Genomic DNA, 23965 nt, shown 5'->3' with positions numbered 1-23965 from the left:
GGCGCCTTGCACCGTCAGAGTCCCATAGGTATCTTTATCTAGAGTTAGTGATACTGGGATTGCTTGTGTCTATTAATAACCATTATTAGCGAAAATGTGATCAAAATACCAGTTTTTCACAAACATCAATCCACGCACTTCCATCCAAAGTGCATAAAGATTGCAGTTTAAGAACTATACAAGCGGTTAAGCCCATGGCTTGCAGCATAATTAGTCAGAAAAAAAGTTATTTGCCCCTCATTTTGCTAGCTATTCACTGAATGTGAATAACTACACCATTTTAACGAATCAAGAGTGAAAGTACAAAATGGCCAATTTTCGACCTCACTTCAAGGGCTTCGGGTAATAAATTGAACAGAGGAAACACATGGGGCATGTTAGGGTAAAAGCAGCCCGTTATCTCACCACCACAGGCTTTTATTTGGGCGACTAAACGTTCAGAATCTTGCAATAATAGCTCCCGCGTACCCGCAATCACTAAGATAGGCGGCAGGTCTGCCAAGTTCCCCTGTAAGGGGGAAACTTTTGCCGACATAGGATCGGCCCCCGCAAGATAAGCGCCACGTAAGCGCAGCAATGCCTCTATGGTGAAGAAGGGATCGTCGGCTGCGAGTATCAACTCAGTATCCCCCGTAAGTGCTAAGTCTAACGCGGGCGATAGCAAGATACAGGCGGTCGGTAAAGGCAGGGCTAAACGCTTTAATTCCAGCAACAAGCTCAAGGCTAAATTGCCGCCCGCCGAGTCACCCATGAGGATCAAATTCTCCGTGCCTTTCAGCTCAATTAACCGTCTATAGGCTTCAAGTACATCATCAAATGGCGCGGGGAAAGGATACTCAGGTGCGAGACGATAATCAGGAATATAAGCATCTAATTGACAACGCTGGCAGATATCTGCGACCAGTCTTGCATGGGCATGGGGCGTTTTAAAACAGAAGCCTCCGCCACGGATATAAAACAGACTTCCAAGGCGAGAAGGTTCGTTGAGAAGCACATAATGTAACAAGTTTGAGTGTTGTAAGGGGATGGTAGCGCTGACTAACTTATCCGGCCAAGGGAGCCAACGTCTATCAAGCTCAAGCAACTTTTCACGCACTTGCGCTAAGGGCATTTTGGCCTGTCCACGACTGATGGATGGCCTAGCGACATAGGATAAAATGGTATTTAGTACAGATGCTTGCCAACTTGGCATATCCCTTCCTCTACTTAAACGCCGCAATCATGGCGCTACGTAGCAGACCGAGGATTACAGCAGATCTAACTTCCTATAGTTTTGTGCTTTTAAGCGCAGTACTTCTTGCTCATTTAACTCATAATAATCAAACATTAAGCGCTTTTCTTGGGGATCGATTTGACGCATTTCTTCGAGCAATACCACCTTAGCATAACAGTTTGCCCGCGCGACTAATGCCGACTGAGGCGACAATTCTCGATAGCTTAAGGTTTGGTCTAACTCCTTTAACAACCGAGTTAAGGGACTCGCTTCAAACTTAAGTAACTCTAATAATTGCCAATTAAGTTTAAGGCCATGGCTTAACACTTGTTCAAACACGGCCTTAGCAGGAAACTCAGTGGCAATCACCGCATCATACACTTCCTTATCACGGCTGCTACTGGCTTCTCTTATCCAAGATCCCCATGTTTGGTCGAATAAACGGGCACTTAAACTCAATACAACGGATGTGCCTAACTGATTAAGTAAGGCACTACTATAAACCAAGGCTGAGTCAGTATTATGAAGCTGAGCTAAAGCATTTGCCGCTATGCCACTGACTATGCTGTAGCGCCATAATTTACGGGTAGTCCATAACAACTTAGCATTGCCACTAGGAAGCCAATTTCGCAAACAAAAGTAAGGGATAATAGTGCGAAGGTTTTCGATACCGATGTAATTCATCACTAATTTGATATCAGTGACCCGCACATCTGAGCTCTGAGACCGGCGAGCGCGAAAAGATGGGCTGTTGACCATGTTGGTTAAGTCGCGGCACAACCAATTTAAGCTACTGATCAATGGCCTTAATCGCGTTGCATCGAGATTTTTTGCCAGCAATAATTCCAACAAGAGGATTTGCGACTCATTGATATCTGACTTAGCCAAAACAGATTCAGGGGACGCGAGTTGATGCTCGATGGCGTTAATGACAGTTTCATGCAACTGGCTCGATACGGCTTCAAACACTTCTTTAGCTTTAATTTGTTTCATCAAACGCACCAAAATGGCTTCGCGTTCAACATCTAACTTATTTGCATCGGCCTCTAATTCAAGGTCGAGTTCATCCAAAAGAGTCGGGCTCGCTTTTTGCTTTCCGAGGATCAATTGTTGATAGAGTCTATGTTCTATCTCTATAATTTTGCCGGGTCTTACACCGCCCGCAACCGAAATCGCCACTATAAATCTTTCCTATATCGCTAATGCCCGAGTGACGTCAACACAATCAAACTCTCAAAATCATTACAATTTCAGCACATACACTTAATCTTAGCAATAATGCAAAGTCGCAGAACGCAAACAAAGAGTTATATCGGATATTTCCTAGTCAGTTACCCAATAAAAAGGCCTCGACTAGGAGACCTTTAAAAGAAATCGAACTGAATTATTTAAGTTCTTGTTCAAATAACTTATAGATGCGGCGGTATTCATCTAACCAGCTAGAAGGTTGACGGAAACCATGGGGCTCAACAGGATAAATCGCCATTTCAAAGGTTGGTTTTTCCAGTTCAATGAGGCGCTGTACCATACGCACACTGTCTTGGAAGAAAACGTTGTCGTCCATTACGCCACTCATGATAAGCAGTGGTTTAGTTAATCCTTGGGCATGCTCAATCGGAGAGCTGCGCTCATAGGCGATAGGATCGACATCAGGCGTATTTAAGATATTAGAGGTATAAGGCGCATTATAATGTGCCCAGTCCGCCACAGGACGCAATGCAGCTCCAGCTTGGAACAAGTCCGGCGCGGTAAACAAAGACATAAACGTTAAGAATCCACCGTAAGAGCCACCATAAGTACCGACACGCTTAGTATCGACATGGGTATGAGTCGCCATCCACGTTACGCCATCCTTTAAGTCTTCCACTTCTGGATGACCCATATTGCGATAAATAGCGGTGCGCCAATCTCGGCCGTAACCTTTAGAGCCACGGTAATCCATGTCCATCACAACATAACCTTGTTGAGTCAGCAGGTTGTGGAACATAAACTCGCGAAAATAACCGCTAAAACCATAATCGGCATTCTGCAGATAACCTGCGCCGTGATTGAAAATAACCGCAGGATATTTCTCAGCGCGGGACTTATCATAGCCTTGCGGCAGATAAACTCGAGCGTACACATTGCCAGCACCATGATTTGAAGGTACTGCTACCACTTCTGGCGCTTGCCATGGGTAATTTTTGAAGGCATCACTGGTATAAGACGTCAGCTGCTTTAACTCGCCGCCAATGGGTTGAACATAAAGTTCATTAGGCTGTGTGCGGCGTGAGGCATTGAGTAATAGCTGAGTGCCATCGGGGCTTAAGCTGTAATCTAAGTTGCCATCCCACTGAGTTAATTGCTCATTTTTACCTGTGGCAAGATTCACGCGGTGAACATTATAAATGCCGGGGTGACTCTGATTCGCTTTGTAATAGATGTAATTGGCATCCGGTGACAGCGTAATATCACTCACCACAAACTTGCCTTGGGTTAACGCACGCGGCTTTTCGCCTTGAGCTTTAATATAAAGCTGCGAATAACCGGACTCTTCTGACAAGTAATACAAGGTATCCGTATCCGGTAACCAACCGAATTGGTTGTAGTCGTAATTCACCCATGCATCATCATGTAAACGATGTTCGGTAATAAATTTACCCTTAGCAAGATCGACACTAGCGATCCAGCGATCTTTGTTATCAGTTGCTTCTAGCATCAGGGCTAATTTATTTTCCGACTCATGCCATTGAATCGCACTCTGAGTCCAGCCCCAATCCTGCATCAACTGAATTTTACGTGGCGATTTAGTACTTTGATAAGTTTCGCCTTTCGCTTTAGCATTTTCAGCTTTCACTTTGGCTAGCACATCTTCATCAAAACCAGTAAGGCCCTCGATTGTGATATCGACTTTTTTATGTTGTTTTAAATCAAGCACAACAAAACGTTGCCCTGGTGGCGTATCTTCAGCCACGCGCGCACGCACTGGCACAGGGTCGATATAACCTTCGCTACCTAAGTAATTAGGCATGATGTCGTGTTCGCTGCTACCTGTGTAATTTTTATCTGTAAGCGCAACTAAAATATAGCGGCCATCGGGTGATAAACTCAGCTCTGACACCACTTCGCTATCGCCTAAATACCAAGTGCTGGCGGCGAGCGTTGGATCGTTTTTTTGTAATTCATCTTGGTACTGCGCTTTAGCTTTAGCATTTTCTTGCTGCAGCGCTACATACTGAATCAATCTGTGCTGTTGTTTCGCAATATAAGACGTCGGCTCTTTTACCGCTTCTGGTGCTTTCGCCATTTTAATTTCAGCAAGTTGCTCGACTAAGCCTGAATCTTGATGAATTTGGAAAACATTGTCGCCCTGCCAATAGGCAATATCGCCATTATTGAGATAACGCACACCATCGATGGCGGTGCGCTGGCGAGTCAATTGGCTGATCTTACCCGTGCTTAATTGCTTAACAAAAATGTTGCCTTGATATAGGTAAGCCTTGTGGGACTTAGTGCGATCAAACACGCCAAACTGCTGATCTGCCGCATATAACTTATCGAGAGCTAGCTCGACGGCGCGGCTGTCATTGATGCCTTGCTGATAATAGCTACGCAGAGGTGAAGCACTCGCTTGGCGGGCAAATAGCACGCTTTGGCTATCGTCGCTCCAGTAAGCCTCTTTGGCAAAGATCCCCATCCAATCAGGATTTGCCATAATTTGATTAAGCGTAAGCGCCTGTGAAACTTGTGGCGGTTGGGCTAAGGGAACTTGGAATGCTGGCGGAGCTATTACGGGAGTTGCAGTTTCAGTCGATGTCGCTGCGCACCCTGCCAATACGGCAACCGCTAACGCACTAAAACCCAAATTTCGCATTACGCTTCTCATTTATCCTTCCTTTTATTGTTATCGCAATGGCTAAATGACCCAGTCTACTTATCTGCTGGTTTCGCCTATTCGCGTAGTTTTGCGGCAGTTATAGCATAGTTAATCGCTAAACTTGCTTAAAAGAAGGATAAATCTTGTAACAGAAATTGATAGTGTGGAGAGTTTTTAAGGCGAGGAAATTATACGGGCACAGCCGGTTGCGCTAAAAAATTGGCTAACAGTTCGAGACCTTGCTCGGTGAGAATTGATTCGGGATGAAATTGCACCCCATAAAGCGGTAAGTCTTGATGGCTCATGGCCATGATTTCTCGGCCGTGAATTGCATCGTCAAACCAAGCATCGAGTACAAAACCTTCAGGCACAGCATCAACCAGTAACGAGTGATAACGTGTCACGGTTAAAGGCTGATTTAATCCCTTAAATAACCGCTGGCCAGTGTGCGTAATGGCACTGACCTTGCCATGCATTACCCGTTCGGCACGCACTACATTGGAACCAAAAACCTGTGCCATCGCCTGATGCCCTAAACAGACACCTAAGATTGGCATGCGCGCAGCAAAATGTTCAATCGCCGCGAGGGAGATCCCCGCCTCATTAGGTGTGCAAGGTCCGGGCGAAATCACCAGATGAGTCGGCGCAAGCGCCTCTATGTCGGCTAGGCTAATTTCGTCATTACGCTTAACCACTATCTCTTGCCCTAGCTGCTGAAAATACTGCACTAAGTTAAAGGTGAAAGAGTCGTAATTATCGATTATTAGCAACATACAAGATCCATTGGTCTAAATGGGTAAAGGTAACGCATATCTAACGGATGAATGCGGGCGCAAATGCTATCACACCTTGTACTTAAGGTTTAACCAATTGTGGGGATTAAAATACAGCGACAAAAAAGCCAGTCATTAGACTGGCTTAGTTTTTAAACGACTTGGGCATTTCACCACAGTTATTTAACCACAGTTAAATGACTGCGACGCTTAGGAGGCTCATCTGTCGGTTCAAACGCTTTATCTGTTGTTTCAACAACAGATAAAGATGAATCGACTTCATCGTCCATCAGGTAAGCATCTTCGATATCGAAGACAGTGCCAGCACCGTTTTCACGGGCATAAATAGCGACAATCGCCGCCATTGGCAACATCACCTGCTGAGGAACACCACCAAAACGCGCATTGAACTCCACACACTCATTGCTAATTTGCAAATTGCCCACTGCGCCAGCAGCAATATTCAACACTATCTGGCCATCCTTCACGTATTGCTGCGGTACTTGAGTGCCTTCAACAAAAGCATCAACCACAACGTGAGGAGTCAATTGGTTGTCCATCAACCAATCATAGTAAGCCCTTAGTAAATAAGGACGATTTGGAGTCAAAGGTTTCATTACATACCCATACGCATTTCGCGTTCGGCTTCAGTTAAAGAAGCTTTAAACGATTCACGCTCAAAAATACGTGTCATATACGCTTTGATATCTTTAGCTACACGGCTATCTAGCTCAATACCTAATACAGGTAAGCGCCACAACAATGGGCCAAGGTAGCAATCCGCTAGACCAAATTCTTCGCTCATGAAGTAAGGCACTTCACCGAAGATAGGCGCAATTGCGATCAGGCTTTCAGTCAACTCTTTACGAGCCGCTTCAACACGATCACCTTTACGGATACGGTCAACGAGCGAATACCAGTCAGTATCGATGCGATGCATCATCAAACGGCTTTGGCCGCGAGACACAGGATAAACTGGCATCAAAGGCGGATGAGGAAAACGCTCATCCAAATATTCCATGATAATGCGTGATTCGTATAAAACGAGTTCACGGTCTACCAAAGTGGGCACTGAGTTATATGGATTTACTTCGAGCAAATCCTCAGGCATTTCGTTAGGGTCGACCTGTAAAACATCAACAGTAACCCCTTTCTCAGCTAACACGATACGTACTTGATGGCTATACAGATCATCAGCACCTGAAAACAGTGTCATGATAGAGCGTTTGTTGGCAGCAACAGCCATTGATACCCTCCAGAATCGAAATAAAACAAAAGTAAACGAGGGGCAAAGCCCCCCGTTTACACTATGCGGATATTACATTTTACCCGTTATTGGTGCCTAGTGTACATCTTTCCAATACTCTTTCTTCAAGAGGTAGGCCACAATAAAGAATATAAATAGGAATCCGAGTACCCACCAGCCCATAGCTTGACGCTCTAGCTTAACAGGTTCAGCCGAATAAACTAAGAAGCCTGTGATATCACGTACTGCTTGGTCGTATTCTTCCGCATTCAATTTACCGCCAGTCACCACAATAGTGCCATCTTCTTGTTTAACTGGTGTGCCTTGTAACTCTTCGAGTACATGTGGCATACCAACAGATGGGAATACTGTGTTATTCACACCAAATGGGCGACTTGGATCTTTATAGAAGCCTTTCAGATAGGAATAAACCCAATCTTCACCACGCACACGAGCAACTAAAGTTAAGTCTGGCGGTGTAGCACCAAACCATTTAGCAGCATCTTTAGGTGGAATAGCGTTTTGCATCAACTCACCAATTTTAGCATCGGTGAACATATACTTATTACGCATATCATCCGCAGAGATACCGATATCGGTCGCTACACGTTCATAACGTTGATACTGAGTGCTGTGGCAACCAGAACAGTAATGTTGGAACAGGTCCACACCACGCTCTAAAGAAGCTTTATCATGCAGATCAACATTGGCATCTTCTAAATGAATTTTATGTCCGCTCGCGGCCATAGCCAACGTCGGCAACAAGGTAACTAATGCAATCAATAATTTTTTCATTAGTGTGTCAACCTCGCTGGAACAGGTTTAGTTTTTTCATTCTTGCTGTATACCCACAGCGCCACAAAGAAACCAAAGTAAGTGAAAGTAAACACCTGTGCAACTATCGTCAGCGTCGGTGTGGCAGGCACTACCCCTAAATAACCCAATACTATGAAAGATATAGCAAATTGGGCAATATTCAGCTTATGTAGCGTACTACGGTAGCGAACTGACTTCACTTTACAGCGATCTAACCAAGGCAATACGAACAGCACTGCAATCGACAGACCCATCATTATCACGCCACCCAATTTATCAGGCACAGCACGTAAAATGGCGTAAAAAGGAGTAAAGTACCAAACGGGTGCAATGTGTTCAGGAGTCTTCATCGAGTTAGCCGCTTCAAAGTTTGGCTTTTCAAGGAAGTAACCACCGCCTTCAGGAATAAAGAACAACACATAGCAGAACACTATCAGGAAGCCCGCGACGCCCATGATGTCTTTTACAGTGTAATATGGGTGGAATGGAATACCGTCAACTGGCCAGCCATTTTCGTCTTTGTTCTTCTTGATTTCGATACCGTCAGGGTTGTTAGAACCCACTTCATGCAGCGCAATTAAGTGTAAAAACACGAGTACGACTAATACTAGCGGCAGAGCAATAACGTGCAGCGCAAAGAAACGGTTCAGCGTTGCGCCAGAGATCACGTAGTCACCACGGATCCACAGGGTTAAGTCGTCACCAATAACTGGAATTGCACCGAACAGAGAGATAATTACCTGCGCGCCCCAATATGACATTTGACCCCATGGCAGCAAATAACCCATAAAGGCTTCGGCCATCAACACGAGGAAAATTAACATACCGAACAGCCACAGTAGTTCTCTAGGCTTCTGATATGAACCGTAAATTAAACCACGGAACATGTGCAGATAAATCACCACGAAAAAGGCTGAAGCCCCAGTTGAGTGCATATAACGCAGCAACCAACCGTATTCAACATCACGCATTATGTATTCAACAGAGGCAAATGCACCTTCTGCTGTTGGTACATAGTTCATCGTCAACCAGATACCTGTCAGTAATTGGTTAACCAATACCAACATCGCTAGCGAACCGAAAAAATACCAAAAGTTAAAGTTAGTTGGCGTAGCGTACTGGCCCACATGACGGTTATAAGTCGCCGTCATTGGGATACGCGCATCAATCCAATTAATTAAATTCTTAACCATTACGCCACTCCTTTATCTACACCGATAATCACGGTGCCATCATCAACGTATTGATGTGGAGGGATAACTAGGTTCAATGGAGCAGGTACGCCTTGGAAAACGCGACCAGCCATATCGAACTTAGAGCCATGACATGGACAGAAGAAACCAGAAGTGACACCTTCAACTTGCTCACCAAATGAATCTGGCAAATAAGTAGGTGAACATCCGAGGTGGGTACAAATACCGACAGCAATAAAATACTCTGGCTTGATTGAGCGCAAAGGATTTGTTGCATAATCAGGCTGCTGCATCTCAGCAGAAGCAGGATCTCTTAACTTATCATCATGTGTTGGCAGTTCATTGATCACAGCATCTGTGCGACGGACAACCCATACAGGTTTTCCACGCCACTCAACACGGATCAGCTGACCTGGCTCTACTTTACTGATATTTACTTCGACCGGTGCACCTGCAGCTTTCGCTTTGGCACTCGGATTCCATGACTTGATGAAAGGAACCGCTACAGCGACGGCACCAGCACCACCTACTACGGCGGTTGCGGCTGTCAGGAATCTGCGACGTCCGGTATCGACTGGCGCATTGCTCATCCACTTATCTCCCAGAGGGTGTTGGAATTTTTATATTTCAAAGACTTTCAGCCCTTAGTCATCACTAGGGTCAAAAATCGAAGTTTGAAGCGGGGCTCATTATAGCTAAAAATTAGAAGCAGATCATAGTGAAAACACGCAAGTAAGTTAGGGAGATTGCGTGTTTTTTAAAAAAAGCCTAAAAAAGACCCAACTATTAACCCATTTTAATTCATTTGGATCATATTTTAAGCTTCTTGTCTGTGACATCGGCATAAAGCATGCATCGCTAATATAAATTAGCCCTGACTTTTCAATCTAAGTTAACAATCGCCAGATAAAAAAATAGGCCCTGAATAACAGGACCTATTAAATCAATACTTTTAATGTATTACTTCTTAGGTGCAGTGCTCTTCATATACTTGAAGAACTCGCTATCAGGCTCTAACACCATAATATCGGACTTGCCTGAGAAACTGGCTCGATAAGCCTCTAAGCTACGAACAAAACCGAAGAACTCAGCATCTTTGTTGTAAGCATCAGAATATATCTTCGCTGCTAACGCATCTCCTTCACCTCGAATGGTTAAGGCTTTACGTTCAGCTTCGGCAATCTTCACCGTCACATTGGCATCTATCGTTGCACGAATGATTTCAGACTGTTCTTTACCTTGCGCTCTATGCTCTTTTGCCACAGCTTGACGCTCTGCACGCATACGCTGGTAAATACTGTTACTGACGTTAGCCGGTAGATTGATTTGCTTTACACGCACATCAACAACTTCAATACCTAAGTCTTTTGCACTTTCTGAGGCATTGGATAACGCATCATTCTGCAGTTCATCACGCTTACCAGAAACAATCTCTCTGATAGTGCGACGACCAAACTCTGTGCGTAAATCGTTGTTGATCTTACGTTGTAATAGCGATTCTGCATTCGACTTAATACCACCGTTTGTAGACAGGTAATATTTTTCGAAATCCATAATGCGCCACTTCACATAGGAATCGACCATAAGGTCTTTCTTCTCTGAAGTAACAAAACGATCAGCTGCACCATCGAGTGTTTGAATACGGGCATCGAGTAATTTTACTTTATCGATCACAGGCACTTTCATGTGCAGGCCTGGGCCGTAGACGCGGGTGACTTGCTTACCGTCAACGTCGTCTTTTAAAATTTCACCGAAACGCGCCACAATTGCGCGCTCGCCTTCATTCACCACCATTAAAGATGACAAACCAATACCTAAGAGCACGGCGATAAGAATAACGCTTAATCTACCCATGGATTACTCCCTCCCTTGGCGAGTACGATCATCGCGGGATGGACGTCCACTCAAAGGCTCATTCGCGCGAGTCGTTGATACAGATGAAGAATTAACATTTTGCTGTGGCTTAGCTTCCAGCTCATTTGTCGCAGGCTTCTGCTGAATTAACTTATCTAGCGGTAGGTACATTAAGTTGCCGTTGTTCTTAGCATCAATCAGCACTTTATTCGTATCTGTCATCACTTGCTGCATTGTATCAAGATACAAACGCTTCCGAGTCACTTCAGGCGCAGCTTGATACTCTGGTAATAACAACTCAAAACGAGCCACTTTACCGCGAGCTTCTAAGACTTCACGCTCTTTGTAAGCATTCGCTTGTTGCGCCATACGTTCAACTTCACCACGAGCTTTTGGTTCAATTTCACGGGCATAAGCTTCAGCTTCACGAATAAAACGTTGTTCATCTTCTTGGGCAGAAATCGCATCATCGAAGGCGTCTTTCACTTCTTCTGGCGGACGTGCCGGTAAGAAGTTAACGTCAACAACAGCAAGACCCAATTTGTACGGTTCAAGAATGCGCTCTAACTCTTTCCACGTATCGCGACGAATAGCATCACGGCCAGTAGTCAGAATATCATCCATCTTGTTATGTCCAATGACATAACGCAGTGCACTGTCAGTCGCTTCACGCAAACTGGCGTTCGCATCGACGGCACTAAATAGATATGAGTAAGCATCTAAAATACGATACTGAACATCAAGCTCAACTTTCACGACGTTTTCATCGGATGTCAGCATGCTACCAGACGCAGGAATAGAGCGAACCGATTGAATGTCGACGGGATAAATTTGGTCGATAAATGTGGCTTTCCAATGAAGTCCAGGACCAATTTCGCCAGCGTGTTTACCAAATCGCAGTGCCACACCACGCTCAGCTTCTTTAATTGTATAAAAACCCGAAAGTCCCCAAACAACTACAGCAACAGCAAGAATGATGATTAGGCTAAACGAACTAAAAGACTGGCCTGAGCCATTTCCTTTGCCGCCAAAGCGCTTTGAAAGATTACGAAAAACCTCGTCAAGGTCCGGTGGTCCTTTGTCGTTACCACCTTTATTTCCCCAAGGATCATTACCCTTGTTACCGGGCTCGTTCCAAGCCATTTAGCACTCCATAAGTGGATGAAATAAATTAGATTATTAACAAACAACTTCATCTATCGAATCTTCGAAGATGAAGGTTTCTAACTCACCCTGACTCTGTTTTGTTAATCGGCGCCAATCGGCGTCCGATAAACGAACAGACAAAATACAGTTCCCCAGATCGTCGTACTCTTTCTGCTGTATCGCATCCAGTCGATAAAACTGGCCAAGATAATGTCCAGCAGTTGCCGGAATTCTAAGTGTTAGCTCTTTAATCACCTCACCAATAAGCTCAGTGATGGCTTTCAATAGCAAATCAAATCCTAAACGCTTCTGTGCTGAAACCCAAACTCGAACGGGTTTGCCTATGTCGTTATATTCAATTCTTGGCGTCACATCTTCGAGTAAATCGATTTTGTTACAGACCACGAGTTGCATGACTTCATCGGCTTGGATGTCTTTCAGTACAGATTGAACCTGATCAAAATTATCCGCCATGTTTTCATCTGCACAATCAACTATGTGTAGTAATAACTCAGCTTGCCTTGTCTCTTGTAAGGTTGCCTTAAATGCAGCAACGAGATCATGGGGCAAATGACGAATGAACCCTACAGTATCCGCTAATATCACGGCACCATCAGGTAAATCTAACTTTCTTAGCGTAGGATCGAGTGTGGCAAATAGCTGATCTGCAGCATAAACATCAGATGATGTTAGGGCATTAAACAGCGTTGATTTACCCGCGTTAGTGTAGCCGACTAGTGAAACTGTCGACAAATCACTACGCTTACGTGCACGTCGACTCTGTTCACGTTGCTTATCAACTCGCTCTAAGCGTTTGTTGATATTTTTAATCCGTCCTCTGAGCAAACGTCTATCGGTTTCGAGCTGGGTTTCCCCTGGACCACGTAAACCAATACCGCCCTTTTGCCTTTCAAGATGCGTCCAACCACGGATCAGGCGAGTCGACATATGGCGCAATTGCGCTAGCTCCACCTGTAACTTACCTTCGTGAGTTCGCGCTCTTTGGGCAAAAATATCGAGAATAAGTGTCGTACGGTCGAGCACACGACACTGACACACTTGCTCAAGATTACGCTCTTGGGCTGGACTCAATGCATGATTAAAAATCACCACATTGGCTTCAGTCGCCGCCACTAATGCAGCTAACTCTTCGGCTTTACCAGAACCCACAAAAAATTTGCGATCCGGTGAACGTCGACTTCCAGTAATCACCCCGACTGATCTTGCCCCAGCTGATTCTACTAATAGCTGCAGCTCGACTAAATCTTCTCGGCGTTCCTCATCGGAAAAGTCGATATGGACAAGAACCGCAGTTTCTCCCGCCTCATAACGATCAAACAAGAAGCAAACTCCTCAGATAATACTTATTCGCCACTAGGCGCATCATCTTGAACACCATATCCGCCTTGGGCATTTTGGTGACCAGTAACGTTGAATGGGCGTGCTGGCACAACAGTAGAAATAGCGTGTTTATAAACCATTTGGCTCACTGTATTTTTCAACAGAATGACAAATTGATCAAACGACTCTACCTGTCCTTGGAGTTTAATGCCGTTAACCAAGTAAATTGATACAGGAACGCGCTCGCGACGCAATGCGTTCAAAAATGGGTCTTGTAAAGATTGCCCCTTAGCCATTTTATTATTTCCTTTTTAATTTATATAAAATAAATCGATATCAGTGATAGTTTTTTGTTTAGTTTTAGTATTATACAGCAAGGGCTAATAAGCTAGCGGCATTGACGCATAAGTATAACTAAATTCCCCTCAGCACCACTTTCAAGCCAATTCAACTCTGGCCAACTCCGCAACCATGTTAATTGACGCTTAGCCAATTGCCTAGTAGCAGCAACCGCTTTTTCGACCATAGTATCATAGTCAAACTCACCATCTAGGTATTGCCAGCACTGTCGATAACCGACACAACGCATTGAAGGCAAGTCTAAATGCAAGTCTCCACGGGCTTTTAGCTCTGTGACTTCCTCAATAAAGCCCTGTTTGAGCATAAGCGCAAAACGTTGCGCTATTAAGTCATGTAACACTTTGCGTTCGCGCGGTGCAATAGCAAACTGCACTACGTCATAGGGCAAGGGAGCTGACTTGGTCTGAGTCAACTCAGTCATGCTCTTGCCGCTTATTCTATAGACTTCTAGCGCTCTTGAAAGTCTTTGTGGATCATTAGGATGAATTCTTTCTGCCGACACGCGATCTATCTCCCTTAATTGGTCATGCAGTGCTTCCCATCCCTTTTCATCCGCCTCCGCTTGGATCTCGGCCCTAATGGCGTCGTCCGCACTCGGCAAAGGTGACAAACCTTCGAGTAACGCTTTGAAATACATCATGGTTCCGCCAACTAATACTGGCGTTTTCCCCATGCTGACAATCTCTTCTATCTGGGCTATTGCATCGGCTCTAAAGTCGGCTACCGAATAACTTTCACTGGGATCACGAATATCAATTAATCTGTGCGGCCCGCGAGCCAGTTCGTCTGCTGAAGGCTTAGCACTGCCAATGTCCATACCACGATAAATTAATGCCGAATCGACCGAAATGATTTCACAGTTATGCTTTTCGGCCAATTCTAATGCTAAAGCTGTCTTACCTGAGGCCGTTGGCCCCATCAAAAATAACACTTTAGGCTGTAATTCTTTATTCACTTGCTTGCTCTTCTAGCCACGATTGCCAAGGTAAGAATATCGCTTTGTTGGCAATAAGCTGTTTTTTCTCTTCAGCTAACTGCGAAAATGCTGCCCAGACTTCTGGTGCCGAAACGAATCCCGTTAAACTGTGTTTTGCCAACCAAAACGCCAATGCGCTCGGCGCAGGTGTTTCAAAACGTAGTGATTGTAGCCATTCAGGGATCACTTTGGCTAACTGGCTCTCTCTGATATATGGGGGCACTTTTTTAATAATCAACTGCTGGTAACGAATTGTTAGTTCTAAACCTAATTGGCGGATCAGCGTGTCGTGTTCAGTGAGCACAGCCTGCCAATCCGCATCAGCCGCGACAGACACTGGCATCAATAAAGGCTGACCAATTAACCCAGTCGCTAGCTTAGCTTCAATCTCTTGACATCGCGTCGCCAATGCTACTGATTTTATTGATAATAGACTGAGTTTATCTTCCGACGTCATCACCCAATATTGCCCATCTAATATCAATGGCATAGGTAACACAGACTGATAATCTTGATCTTTTACACTGTAAGAAGGGGTTTGCAGTAAAGCACCATAACTTGCTATTGCCGCCTTTGACGGTAATTCAGTACGTTGCCGAGATTCACCTGCAGAATAACTGCCACGGCTGCTGTCTCTTGGTGTTGTCATGCTGCCAAAAGCATTCGTTTGAGTGCCAAAACTGGCGCCTTCTCGTCCTGCACCTACATACTTTACTTGAACGGCAGGGGCAACTGAATCTTGAGCAGACTCAAGTGTATCAGCTTGCGTATTAACTTGAGCTGAATCAGCGCCAAATACAAAAGGGGCTGAGATTTCAGTGGCGCTTATCGGGGCATCCACAAACACATCTTCAACCTCACCCAAAGAGCTTGAGTGAACGAAGTTGAGCTCTCCTGCTTCTTCCAGCGCCGATTGCAATGCTTGCAGAATATAATCATGCACATAGCGACTCTGATGGAATCGCACCTCATGCTTAGCGGGATGCACGTTAACATCCACTTGATGGGGATCGATATCCAACATCAGCACGTAGCTGGGTTGTTCAAGTTCTGCTTTTTGGGCAAAGGCTTGACGCACTGCATGATTGACCAAGCGATCACGGATAAGGCGTCCATTGACATAAAAGTAATGGGTATCGCTGATAACCGGTGACCAAGGTGACTGCAAATAGCCACTGAGGCGCAAATCATCGTGTTGGCATTCAATCTTAAGCGCTTGCTCGGCAAATGGACGGCCACACACTTGCGTTAAACGCTGTAAATACTGGGCTTCATTCATGGCAGGACGATAATTACGTACTATCTTACCGTTATGCGTCAGCGTGAAATGGATATCCCCACGCACTAATGCAATGCGCTTTAACCATTCATCGATATGGGTAAATTCGGTTTTGTCACTCTTTAAAAAGCGTCTACGAGCCGGTGTATTAAAGAATAAATCCACCACTTCAATCGTCGAACCTACTGGATGCGCGGCGGGCATCACTTTAACTGCCATGTCGGCACCTTCAGCATTGGCTTGCCATGCTTCGGTTTGCTCAGCCGTGCGTGACGTTAAAGTTAAACGTGAGACTGAGCTGATACTGGCTAGCGCTTCACCACGGAAACCAAAACTAAGGATAGCTTCGAGATCGTCTAAAGTGTGCAGCTTTGAGGTCGCATGGCGCGATAAGGCCAGAGCGAGTTCATCTTTAGGTATACCAGAGCCGTTATCGCGAATTTTAATCAGCTTGCTGCCGCCTTTGTCGATTTCAATATCGACTCGGCTCGCTCCTGCGTCGAGGCTATTCTCGACCAATTCTTTGACTACGGAAGCGGGTCTCTCAACCACTTCCCCCGCCGCAATTTGGTTGGCTAATTGCGGAGGCAGGATCTGAATGCCCATCATGCTTTCCTATTTAACTCTGGGGTATGACTAGCGTTTGCCCTAACTGCACCACATCGGACTTCATTCCATTCGCTTGTTTGATGCTGGACATAGGCACACTATAACGTTGCGCGATTGCAGATAAAGATTCCCCGCGACGGACCTTATGTTTAACCTTTGTCGATACTGCATCACCAACATAGGCTGTAGGCGTTCTTTCAGTTGAGGTTCTTTCAGTTGAGGTTCTTTCAGTTGAGGTTCTTTCTGCTGATGCTTTTGCTGTGGTTTTGGCTGGCTTAGCACTGCTAGAGCTTCCTCCCCTTCTTTGGGCAAGCAAAGTATCCGCTGGCGGATTGTTGTGATAGTAACGGCTCACACCCTTATAAATAGCATTGGCAATGCTCTCTTGATGACGACTACTCGACAGTAAACGCTCTTCTTTAGGGTTTGAAATAAAGCCCGTTTCAACCAAGATGGAAGGAATATCCGGTGACTTCAGCACAGCTAAACTGGCGGACTCAGGGCGACTTTTATGCAATTGAGTCACGCCACCTAAATCTTTTAAAATATCCCCCGCAACAGAATGGCCAATTGCCATCGAACTGTTCATTGACATATCGAGCAGCGTCATAGCCAAATACTGTTCATTATCCGTGTTTTGGATAATTTCCCCCGCACCGCCCAGCAACTCAGAATGCTTCTCTTTTTGTTCTAACCAACGACCAATTTCACTATTAGCACGACGCATTGATAGCACCCATACGGAGGCGCCACGTGGATTGGGCGAGGTAAAGGCATCCGCATGGATAGAAATCAGCAGATCGGCCTTACTGTTGCGCGCCAGTTCAGAGCGTTTATTTAAATTCACAAAATAATCACCAGTACGGATCATCACAGCACGCATGCCTGGCGTGTCATTGATTTTGCTGGAAACACGTCTGGCGATTTCTAGGGCGACCTTTTTTTCATAAACACCAGAAGGACCAATGGAGCCAGGATCGTCGCCACCATGACCCGCATCAATAGCAATGACAATATCGCGGGATGATTGCGCCGCTTGGGTGACAGTTTTAACGGGTGTAGATGACACGATAGCCGTTGCAGTAGTTAACGTTTTATCTTCTAAATCAACCACTAGACGATTGCCATAGGGCGCAGTAACAGGCAAAGAAAACAAGCTTGCATTCAACGGTTTTACGAGATCGATCACTAAACGCAAATCACCTTTAGTCGGTGACTTACTGACCCGCACGCCCTTAACCAACTTACTGTTGTTTTCAAGATTTTTAAGCACAACTTTAGCAGTGGTCTTTTTTAAATCCACCACTAAACGATTAGGGCCATCTAAAGAGAAATAGGTGTAATCAGGCACTCCACTCAAGTCAAACACGATTCGAGTTGACTCAGGCGCGGCCCAAATACGTACGCTTTCTAACTGATTAGCAGCATGGGCCGCCACAGAGAAAAAAGAACATAAAGAAAGAATAATAATTTGAAAATACGGGTTATTTTTTATCATTTTAGTTTTTATTTTATCGCTTTTAATAACTTTTCACCTGGCTCAGACAAGGCCTCTATGCGTATTTCTCGCCCACTATTTTGATAACTTAAATGCATATGGACATCGGCAGCGGGCAGTAAACCCTCTCCCTTATCTGGCCATTCAACAATGCACAGACTCTTATCCGTAAAGTAATCGCGGATCCCCATAAACTCGAGTTCTTCTGGATCGTTTAAACGATACAAATCAAAATGATAAACTTCGACACCTTCTAATTCATAAGGTTCAACTAAAGTGTAAGTCGGGCTTTTAACGGCACCTTTATGGCCCAATCCCTGAATTAAGCCACGACTCAGCGTCGTTTTACCGGCTCCTAAATCACCCGTAAGATACAGAGTCAAAGGCGCTTGGACATGGCGGGCTAATTTTTGCCCAACCGCAATAGTGTCGTCTTCGTTGTCTAAGAAAAAAGTTAACTCTGTCATATCCGCTTATATCACTGCTGTTATTGATGGAGAAGCGACTCAATCCTAAAAAGGCACAGGGCACATAACAAAGTCCAGCCCCGCTTGAGTCTCACATTCCGTCTAGAGTAAATCACTATTCACTAATTGGCGAATAAAAGGCATTAAATCGCTCGCTAACATGCCACGTTCTCCCTGTATTGCTGCAAGATCAGCGGCGCAACCATGTACGACTACGCCAAGCACCGTTGCCTGCATATTATCCATTCCCTGAGCCATGAGCGCGCCTATAATACCAGATAACACATCGCCACACCCACCACTGGCAAGCCCAGGGTTGCCGACTGGTGCCACAACCATTTGCTGACCATCAAAAATGACCGTTCCTGCGCCCTTTAGTAATACAACACCGCCGTACTTTTGCTGTATAGCGCGAACAGCGGCAAATCTGTCCTGTTCAATATCGACCACGGTACAACCAAGTAAACGCGCCGCCTCACCCGGATGTGGTGTTAATACCCAATTCGTTTGGCGCCTTGGTTCGTTACTGAGCAGATTCAATGCATCGGCATCTAAAACACAAGGCTTATCGCTCAAGCCCACGGCTTTAAACAAATTATACCCCCAGTCATGCTTACCTAAACCAGGGCCAAGCACGATAACCTGCGCCCAACCAAGGCGCAGATACACTTCCATATCGACTAAATCACAACCCCAAAACATCAGTTCAGGACGGGAGACATTCACCGTCAGTTGATGCTCAGGTCGACTGATCACAGTGACTAATCCCGCGCCTGCACGTAGGCAAGCTTCACTTGCCAGTCTCACAGCCCCAGCCATGCCCATATCACCGCCGATGACAGTGACTTTCCCCGATTGGCCTTTATGGCTATCCCGTGCTCGGGCGGCAAAATAGTCCTTAAGAGTCTCTCTTCCTACTCTTTGTGCGCTCGCTTCAGCAAAGAAAGGCGTTAATCCTAAATCTGCAAATTCAAGCTCGCCACTGTAATGCCGCGCCTTACCCGTTAACACACCTTGCTTTACACCACCAAAACATAAGGTGATATCCGCCATCACAGCAACACCTGTTACAGCGCCTGTATCGGCAATGACTCCAGAGGGTAAATCAAGACTCAATACCCAAGCCGAATTGTCATTGATGGCACGGATATATTTAGCCATATCGTCGCGTACAGCATCACGTACCCCAGTACCTAACAGACCATCGACTATGATTTTCGCTGCGAGAATAGGTTCAACCTCTAACGGCAGTAATTTTCCACCTTCAGCAAGATAATGGGTCAATGCTTGCTGACACTCAGGCGTGCCTGCCGCTGACGTCATCATCACAGAAACGTCCATACCACTGGCACGGGCTAGACGGGCGCACACTAAAGCATCGGCACCATTGTTACCGCTGCCAGCAAGGATTAACACAGGTAAGACTTTGGAGCTATGTTTCGCTAAACACTCAAAAGCCGCCGCGCCAGCACGCTCGACCAATTCATAGAGACTAGATACTCCCTGAGACACTGCACTCAGTTCCGCTTCGCGAACTTGTGTTTGGGTGTATAGAGCTTTGGGAAATTGCGATAGATCTTGTGCCATGAAGGATCTCCTTAGACACCAATGACTCCATTTCACAATGAGTAATCTCACCATAGAAGTCTTGGCAGAATTGAGCAAGGCCAATAAAAATCAGCCAATAGATCAAGAAAGTAGCAAAAAAAGCAGCGAGAAATTATGACGTAAATCAGTTCAGGCGCAGAAACCCGCCCAAATGGAGCAAAGTAGAGTAAAAGTTGCCGATACAAAGTCGACATAAAAACCAAAGCCAGCACTGGGCTGGCTTTGAGAATCGATAAGAAATGACGATTTAGATATCGTCCATCCGAATCGTACTATGGACTAAACGTTGCTGCTGAGTTTTCTCTACTCGGATCAAATTGGCTAACGCATTGCGCGCATCTTCCGCCGTGGTTGAGTTAACTGTTTTTTCTAACAAACCAATCAGACGATTCTCTAGGTCTAAATGTAAGTTGAGCACATCATCTTCATTCATGTTTGCGGGCAACATAGTATCTTGGCAACGCTTAGTAAAGTCTTCAAAAGTGAAGTCTTTATACCAAGTATCAAGAATACGATGTGGTGCTTCATCCATATAATCACGCAGTTTTTCTGCCATGGTTTTTTGGTGTGATTCAAAATACTCCAACATCATTTTCACACGAGCCGAGTCAGCTTGATTGTTGAGTCGGCCATAGAGTTGCGCCATATCTAAGCGGCAATTTGCCACATACTCGAGTAGATCACGTAATTGTTGAATACGCATATAATGCACTCCATTGTCAGGCCAACTACTTGGCGCTATTAATTTTGTCTAATTCCATTATGTGAGTAAAAGCGTTACGAATATTTGAACAAGGTCATAATTTAACTTTCACGCAGCTATCTAATTTAGGAAAACTTGAAGAAACACGCTATAGATCACGCATCTTAATCCTATCACACTGTTTTGTATAAAAGAGAAAAGCCAAAAGAGATCTCAACGCACTTTTCCCAAAGGGTATTCGTAAGTCTTTGGTTGTGCATGGTGAATCTGAGATAGAGTGCTTGAAGTAGATGGCAGTAAATCAAGACAAATATAGATGAGCCAATTGAGGGAATGACACGAAAAAGTCGCTGTTGGGGGGGGTTAACGGAAGTACAGCGAAATAATTTTGATAGGGAGAGGTTCGAGCAATGATCTATGCCTTAGTCAACGGCTAAGCATTGTAAGTGATAGCAATATGAGCAACACGATTGAAATGATGTTGGATAAAATAGTTTTGGAGGGATTTATCGAAATTGGAGCGACATGATTTTGATCAAGAGCGGTTCGAACCGATGACCTATACCTTGGCAAAAAAGAAGGTATAGCCATATCAAGTCCGCAACTGAGCTAATGTCAATTGAGTAATGTGATAATGGAAGATTCAGGGAATTGGAGCGACATAATTTTGATCAAGAGCAGTTCGAACCGATGACCTATACCTTGACTAATTTAACTATCGCAAAGGTATCGCCATATCAAAAATCACAACTGAGCTAATGTCAATTGAGTAATCTGATAGTGGAATATTTAGGAAATTGGAGCGACATATCGGGTTCGAACCGATGACCTATACCTTGGCAAGGTATCGCTCTACCAACTGAGCTAATGTCGCATAATCTGTATTAATGATTTGGTAAATCACTAAGTTTTAATTTGGAGCGACATATCGGGTTCGAACCGATGACCTATACCTTGGCAAGGTATCGCTCTACCAACTGAGCTAATGTCGCATAATCTGTATTAATGATTTGGYAAATCACTAAATTTTAATTTGGAGCGACATATCGGGTTCGAACCGATGACCTATACCTTGGCAAGGTATCGCTCTACCAACTGAGCTAATGTCGCTTTTTGCATCGCTGCTACATTTGCCTTCAACATTAAAAAAGGTATCGCCTTTAACCTTTATCAACTGAGCTAATGTCGCATTCAATCTAAATGACCGCACATCTCTGTTCGCATCAAAAAGTTGAGGCCGCATTATATGAAAAATTCATGCGGCTGCAACCCCTTCTTTCATATTTATCTACTGATCGGTCAAATTTTAAATACTTTGCTGCGATAATACTGCAATTCAGCAATCGACTCTTGGATATCCTGCAAGGCTTGGTGAGTATTTTGCTTCTTAAAACCGTCCATCGTTTCTGGACTCCAACGCTTCACTAGCTCCTTAATCGTACTGACATCCACATTGCGGTAGTGGAAATAATCTTCCAGCTCGCGCATATAACGATTTAAAAAGCGTCTATCTTGACCAATGCTGTTACCACACATTGGAGAAGCACCCTTAGGAACATACTGTTCTAAGAAGGCAATCGTCTTAGCCACGGCTTGCGCTTCGGTTTCTTGGCTAGCACGAACGCGATCAATCAACCCAGACTCACCATGATGCTTTTGATTCCAATCGTCCATGGCGGCCAGCACATCATCTGACTGATGAATCGCGATAACCGGACCTTGACCGATAATATTGAGTTCTTGATCTGTCACTAAAGTGGCAATTTCAATGATCCTGTCGACGTCGGGCTCTAACCCTGTCATTTCCAAATCGATCCAAATGAGATTATTTACATCTGCCGTCATAAATCAGCCTTATCGTGTCAGTTAGCCTAAATTCAGGCTTTTTTATTCAAGAGCGTGTATCATACTGCTTTTTTCCAACACAAAAAATCACCTAATTGACGAAGACGAATCAGTGAGTAAAAAGAAACCCCTAAGCCAAGGTCAATTACGCCGTATGCGCGCTAATCACGAGAAGCGACTCAATCGTGATAGTGGCGATAAAAATACGCCAGAGTTACAGGATAGTTCATTGGGGCAAGAACAGCCCGGTACTGTGATTTCACGTTTTGGCCAACATGCCGACATAGAAACTGAAAGCGGCCAAATTGTGCGCTGTAATATTCGCCGTGCCGTCACAAGTTTAGTGACTGGCGATAAAGTGATCGTACGCTTAGCCATTGAGAGCCAAGCCAATAGCGGCATCGCAGGTATTGTTGAAGCCGTTCATCCACGTCGCTCATCACTTACACGCCCAGATTTATACGATGGCGTGAAAATCATCGCCTCGAATATCGACCAGATTTTGATTGTCTCCTCGGTATTACCCAGCTTTACCACCCAGATCATCGACCGTTATTTAGTGGCTGCCGAAGATACCGATATTCCGCCTATCATCATTTTGAATAAAATTGACTTGCTCAATCCCGATGAAGCGCAGGCAATCGATGAAGCGCTACAGCGCTACAAAGACATTGGCTATCCGGTTTATAAGGTCAGCAGCAAGCTCGGTGATGGTATCGATACCATCAAAGGTATACTCAAAGATAAAGTCAGCGTGTTTGCTGGCCAATCTGGTGTGGGTAAATCATCAATAATCAATGCATTACTACCCGATGCAGAGCTTATTATCGGTGATGTTTCCGATAACTCAGGTTTAGGTCAACACACCACCACCACAGCCAAACTGTTGCACTTGCCTAGTGGCGGCGATTTGATTGACTCCCCAGGCGTGCGCGAGTTTGCCCTATGGCATCTTCCTGCACAACGTGTCGGCTGGTGCTTTATCGAGTTTCGCGAGTATCTTGGCGCATGTAAATTCCGCGATTGTAAACACGGTGACGATCCCGGCTGTGCACTTCAAGAAGCCCTGAGCCAAGGTAAGATCAGCGCAGATCGCTTTAATAATTACCATAAAATTATCGCCAGCTTAGATGAACAACGTCATGCCCGCCATTTCCGCGCGGCCACTGACGAATAACGACT

At 44.9% G+C, this 23965-nt stretch carries 21 protein-coding genes and 3 tRNA genes; 1 reads left to right on the top strand and 23 read right to left on the bottom strand.

All coding sequences use genetic code 11. The features are described from left to right. Positions 1 to 280: 280 nt before the first annotated feature. The 23 genes from L5M11_RS11120 to orn form a co-directional block, all read right to left on the bottom strand. Positions 281 to 1192 carry an alpha/beta hydrolase gene (locus L5M11_RS11120; protein WP_263184501.1) on the bottom strand — a complete coding sequence of 304 codons (912 nt, stop codon included), beginning with the start codon at positions 1190 to 1192 and terminating at the stop codon, positions 281 to 283. A 54-nt stretch (positions 1193 to 1246) separates the two neighbouring features. After that, complete coding sequence (locus L5M11_RS11115) at positions 1247 to 2392, bottom strand: HDOD domain-containing protein (protein WP_263192090.1); 1146 nt, start codon at positions 2390 to 2392, stop codon at positions 1247 to 1249. A 205-nt stretch (positions 2393 to 2597) separates the two neighbouring features. Beyond that, positions 2598 to 5078: a prolyl oligopeptidase family serine peptidase gene (locus L5M11_RS11110; protein ID WP_263192088.1), complete on the bottom strand. Its 2481-nt coding sequence runs from the start codon at positions 5076 to 5078 to the stop codon at positions 2598 to 2600. Between the two features lie 179 nt (positions 5079 to 5257). Next, positions 5258 to 5842: an anthranilate synthase component II gene (locus L5M11_RS11105; protein ID WP_263192086.1), complete on the bottom strand. Its 585-nt coding sequence runs from the start codon at positions 5840 to 5842 to the stop codon at positions 5258 to 5260. Positions 5843 to 6021: 179 nt separating this feature from the next. Beyond that, complete coding sequence (locus L5M11_RS11100; protein WP_263192085.1) at positions 6022 to 6459, bottom strand: ClpXP protease specificity-enhancing factor; 438 nt, start codon at positions 6457 to 6459, stop codon at positions 6022 to 6024. After that, positions 6459 to 7088: a stringent starvation protein SspA gene (gene sspA / locus L5M11_RS11095; RefSeq protein WP_006080065.1), complete on the bottom strand. Its 630-nt coding sequence runs from the start codon at positions 7086 to 7088 to the stop codon at positions 6459 to 6461. The genes L5M11_RS11100 and sspA overlap by 1 nt, the downstream gene beginning before the upstream one ends. Positions 7089 to 7184: 96 nt before the next feature. Next, positions 7185 to 7883 (bottom strand): cytochrome c1, encoded by a 699-nt coding sequence (locus tag L5M11_RS11090; protein WP_105250273.1) that lies wholly within the window; start codon positions 7881 to 7883, stop codon positions 7185 to 7187. After that, positions 7883 to 9097 carry a cytochrome b gene (locus tag L5M11_RS11085; protein WP_105250274.1) on the bottom strand — a complete coding sequence of 405 codons (1215 nt, stop codon included), beginning with the start codon at positions 9095 to 9097 and terminating at the stop codon, positions 7883 to 7885. Before L5M11_RS11085 ends, L5M11_RS11090 begins: the two co-directional genes overlap by 1 nt. Continuing rightward, on the bottom strand, positions 9097 to 9687 hold the full coding sequence (petA, locus tag L5M11_RS11080; protein ID WP_006080059.1) for a ubiquinol-cytochrome c reductase iron-sulfur subunit: 591 nt from the start codon (positions 9685 to 9687) through the stop codon (positions 9097 to 9099). The genes L5M11_RS11085 and petA overlap by 1 nt, the downstream gene beginning before the upstream one ends. 370 nt (positions 9688 to 10057) lie before the next feature. After that, positions 10058 to 10951, bottom strand: coding sequence for a protease modulator HflC (hflC, locus tag L5M11_RS11075; protein WP_113939145.1), 894 nt, complete (start codon positions 10949 to 10951; stop codon positions 10058 to 10060). A gap of 3 nt (positions 10952 to 10954) precedes the next feature. Beyond that, entirely contained in the window at positions 10955 to 12094 is a 1140-nt protein-coding gene (gene hflK, locus L5M11_RS11070; protein WP_028761770.1) for an FtsH protease activity modulator HflK, read from the bottom strand. A gap of 36 nt (positions 12095 to 12130) precedes the next feature. After that, a complete protein-coding gene (gene hflX, locus L5M11_RS11065) occupies positions 12131 to 13438 on the bottom strand; it encodes a ribosome rescue GTPase HflX (protein WP_263192084.1) in 1308 nt (435 codons plus the stop codon). A 23-nt stretch (positions 13439 to 13461) separates the two neighbouring features. Further along, positions 13462 to 13734 (bottom strand): RNA chaperone Hfq, encoded by a 273-nt coding sequence (gene hfq / locus L5M11_RS11060; protein WP_263163627.1) that lies wholly within the window; start codon positions 13732 to 13734, stop codon positions 13462 to 13464. Positions 13735 to 13826: 92 nt separating this feature from the next. Further along, positions 13827 to 14753 (bottom strand): tRNA (adenosine(37)-N6)-dimethylallyltransferase MiaA, encoded by a 927-nt coding sequence (gene miaA / locus L5M11_RS11055; RefSeq protein WP_263192083.1) that lies wholly within the window; start codon positions 14751 to 14753, stop codon positions 13827 to 13829. Further along, a complete protein-coding gene (gene mutL / locus L5M11_RS11050) occupies positions 14746 to 16659 on the bottom strand; it encodes a DNA mismatch repair endonuclease MutL (RefSeq protein ID WP_411569223.1) in 1914 nt (637 codons plus the stop codon). Before mutL ends, miaA begins: the two co-directional genes overlap by 8 nt. A gap of 13 nt (positions 16660 to 16672) precedes the next feature. After that, the gene (locus L5M11_RS11045) at positions 16673 to 18160 is read right to left on the bottom strand and encodes an N-acetylmuramoyl-L-alanine amidase (RefSeq protein WP_263163631.1); all 1488 of its coding nucleotides are present in this window, start codon (positions 18158 to 18160) and stop codon (positions 16673 to 16675) included. An 8-nt stretch (positions 18161 to 18168) separates the two neighbouring features. After that, entirely contained in the window at positions 18169 to 18627 is a 459-nt protein-coding gene (gene tsaE / locus L5M11_RS11040; protein ID WP_028761764.1) for a tRNA (adenosine(37)-N6)-threonylcarbamoyltransferase complex ATPase subunit type 1 TsaE, read from the bottom strand. 102 nt (positions 18628 to 18729) lie between these two features. Next, the gene (locus L5M11_RS11035) at positions 18730 to 20214 is read right to left on the bottom strand and encodes an NAD(P)H-hydrate dehydratase (RefSeq protein ID WP_263139781.1); all 1485 of its coding nucleotides are present in this window, start codon (positions 20212 to 20214) and stop codon (positions 18730 to 18732) included. 268 nt (positions 20215 to 20482) lie between these two features. Beyond that, a complete protein-coding gene (locus tag L5M11_RS11030; protein ID WP_028761762.1) occupies positions 20483 to 20938 on the bottom strand; it encodes a hypothetical protein in 456 nt (151 codons plus the stop codon). A 798-nt stretch (positions 20939 to 21736) separates the two neighbouring features. After that, positions 21737 to 21812 (bottom strand) — tRNA-Gly (locus tag L5M11_RS11025). Between the two features lie 42 nt (positions 21813 to 21854). Continuing rightward, positions 21855 to 21930: transfer RNA gene (locus L5M11_RS11020), tRNA-Gly, on the bottom strand. Between the two features lie 42 nt (positions 21931 to 21972). Continuing rightward, positions 21973 to 22048, bottom strand: a tRNA-Gly gene (locus tag L5M11_RS11015). A 189-nt stretch (positions 22049 to 22237) separates the two neighbouring features. Further along, entirely contained in the window at positions 22238 to 22783 is a 546-nt protein-coding gene (orn, locus tag L5M11_RS11010; protein ID WP_131523968.1) for an oligoribonuclease, read from the bottom strand. A gap of 112 nt (positions 22784 to 22895) precedes the next feature. On the opposite strand from orn, the gene rsgA reads away from it, so the two are divergent. After that, positions 22896 to 23960 carry a small ribosomal subunit biogenesis GTPase RsgA gene (rsgA, locus tag L5M11_RS11005; protein WP_105250279.1) on the top strand — a complete coding sequence of 355 codons (1065 nt, stop codon included), beginning with the start codon at positions 22896 to 22898 and terminating at the stop codon, positions 23958 to 23960. The last annotated feature ends 5 nt before the right edge of the window (positions 23961 to 23965 follow it).

Source organism: Shewanella sp. SM87, from assembly GCF_025653705.1.
GTDB lineage: Bacteria > Pseudomonadota > Gammaproteobacteria > Enterobacterales > Shewanellaceae > Shewanella > Shewanella oncorhynchi.
Note: the sequence above shows the minus strand (reverse complement) of the source record. Positions and strands in the feature narration are given on the sequence as shown.

Bases quoted from the DNA above. Each gene is read 5' to 3' on its own strand.
- L5M11_RS11120 (WP_263184501.1), bottom strand. From the start codon at position 1,192: ATGCCAAGTTGGCAAGCATCTGTACTAAATACCATTTTATCCTATGTC.
- L5M11_RS11110 (WP_263192088.1), bottom strand. From the start codon at position 5,078: ATGAGAAGCGTAATGCGAAATTTGGGTTTTAGTGCGTTAGCGGTTGCC.
- L5M11_RS11105 (WP_263192086.1), bottom strand. From the start codon at position 5,842: ATGTTGCTAATAATCGATAATTACGACTCTTTCACCTTTAACTTAGTG.
- L5M11_RS11100 (WP_263192085.1), bottom strand. From the start codon at position 6,459: ATGAAACCTTTGACTCCAAATCGTCCTTATTTACTAAGGGCTTACTAT.
- sspA (WP_006080065.1), bottom strand. From the start codon at position 7,088: ATGGCTGTTGCTGCCAACAAACGCTCTATCATGACACTGTTTTCAGGT.
- L5M11_RS11090 (WP_105250273.1), bottom strand. From the start codon at position 7,883: ATGAAAAAATTATTGATTGCATTAGTTACCTTGTTGCCGACGTTGGCT.
- L5M11_RS11085 (WP_105250274.1), bottom strand. From the start codon at position 9,097: ATGGTTAAGAATTTAATTAATTGGATTGATGCGCGTATCCCAATGACG.
- petA (WP_006080059.1), bottom strand. From the start codon at position 9,687: ATGAGCAATGCGCCAGTCGATACCGGACGTCGCAGATTCCTGACAGCC.
- hflC (WP_113939145.1), bottom strand. From the start codon at position 10,951: ATGGGTAGATTAAGCGTTATTCTTATCGCCGTGCTCTTAGGTATTGGT.
- hflK (WP_028761770.1), bottom strand. From the start codon at position 12,094: ATGGCTTGGAACGAGCCCGGTAACAAGGGTAATGATCCTTGGGGAAAT.
- hfq (WP_263163627.1), bottom strand. From the start codon at position 13,734: ATGGCTAAGGGGCAATCTTTACAAGACCCATTTTTGAACGCATTGCGT.
- mutL (WP_411569223.1), bottom strand. From the start codon at position 16,659: ATGGGCATTCAGATCCTGCCTCCGCAATTAGCCAACCAAATTGCGGCG.
- L5M11_RS11045 (WP_263163631.1), bottom strand. From the start codon at position 18,160: ATGATAAAAAATAACCCGTATTTTCAAATTATTATTCTTTCTTTATGT.
- tsaE (WP_028761764.1), bottom strand. From the start codon at position 18,627: ATGACAGAGTTAACTTTTTTCTTAGACAACGAAGACGACACTATTGCG.
- L5M11_RS11035 (WP_263139781.1), bottom strand. From the start codon at position 20,214: ATGGCACAAGATCTATCGCAATTTCCCAAAGCTCTATACACCCAAACA.
- L5M11_RS11030 (WP_028761762.1), bottom strand. From the start codon at position 20,938: ATGCGTATTCAACAATTACGTGATCTACTCGAGTATGTGGCAAATTGC.
- orn (WP_131523968.1), bottom strand. From the start codon at position 22,783: ATGACGGCAGATGTAAATAATCTCATTTGGATCGATTTGGAAATGACA.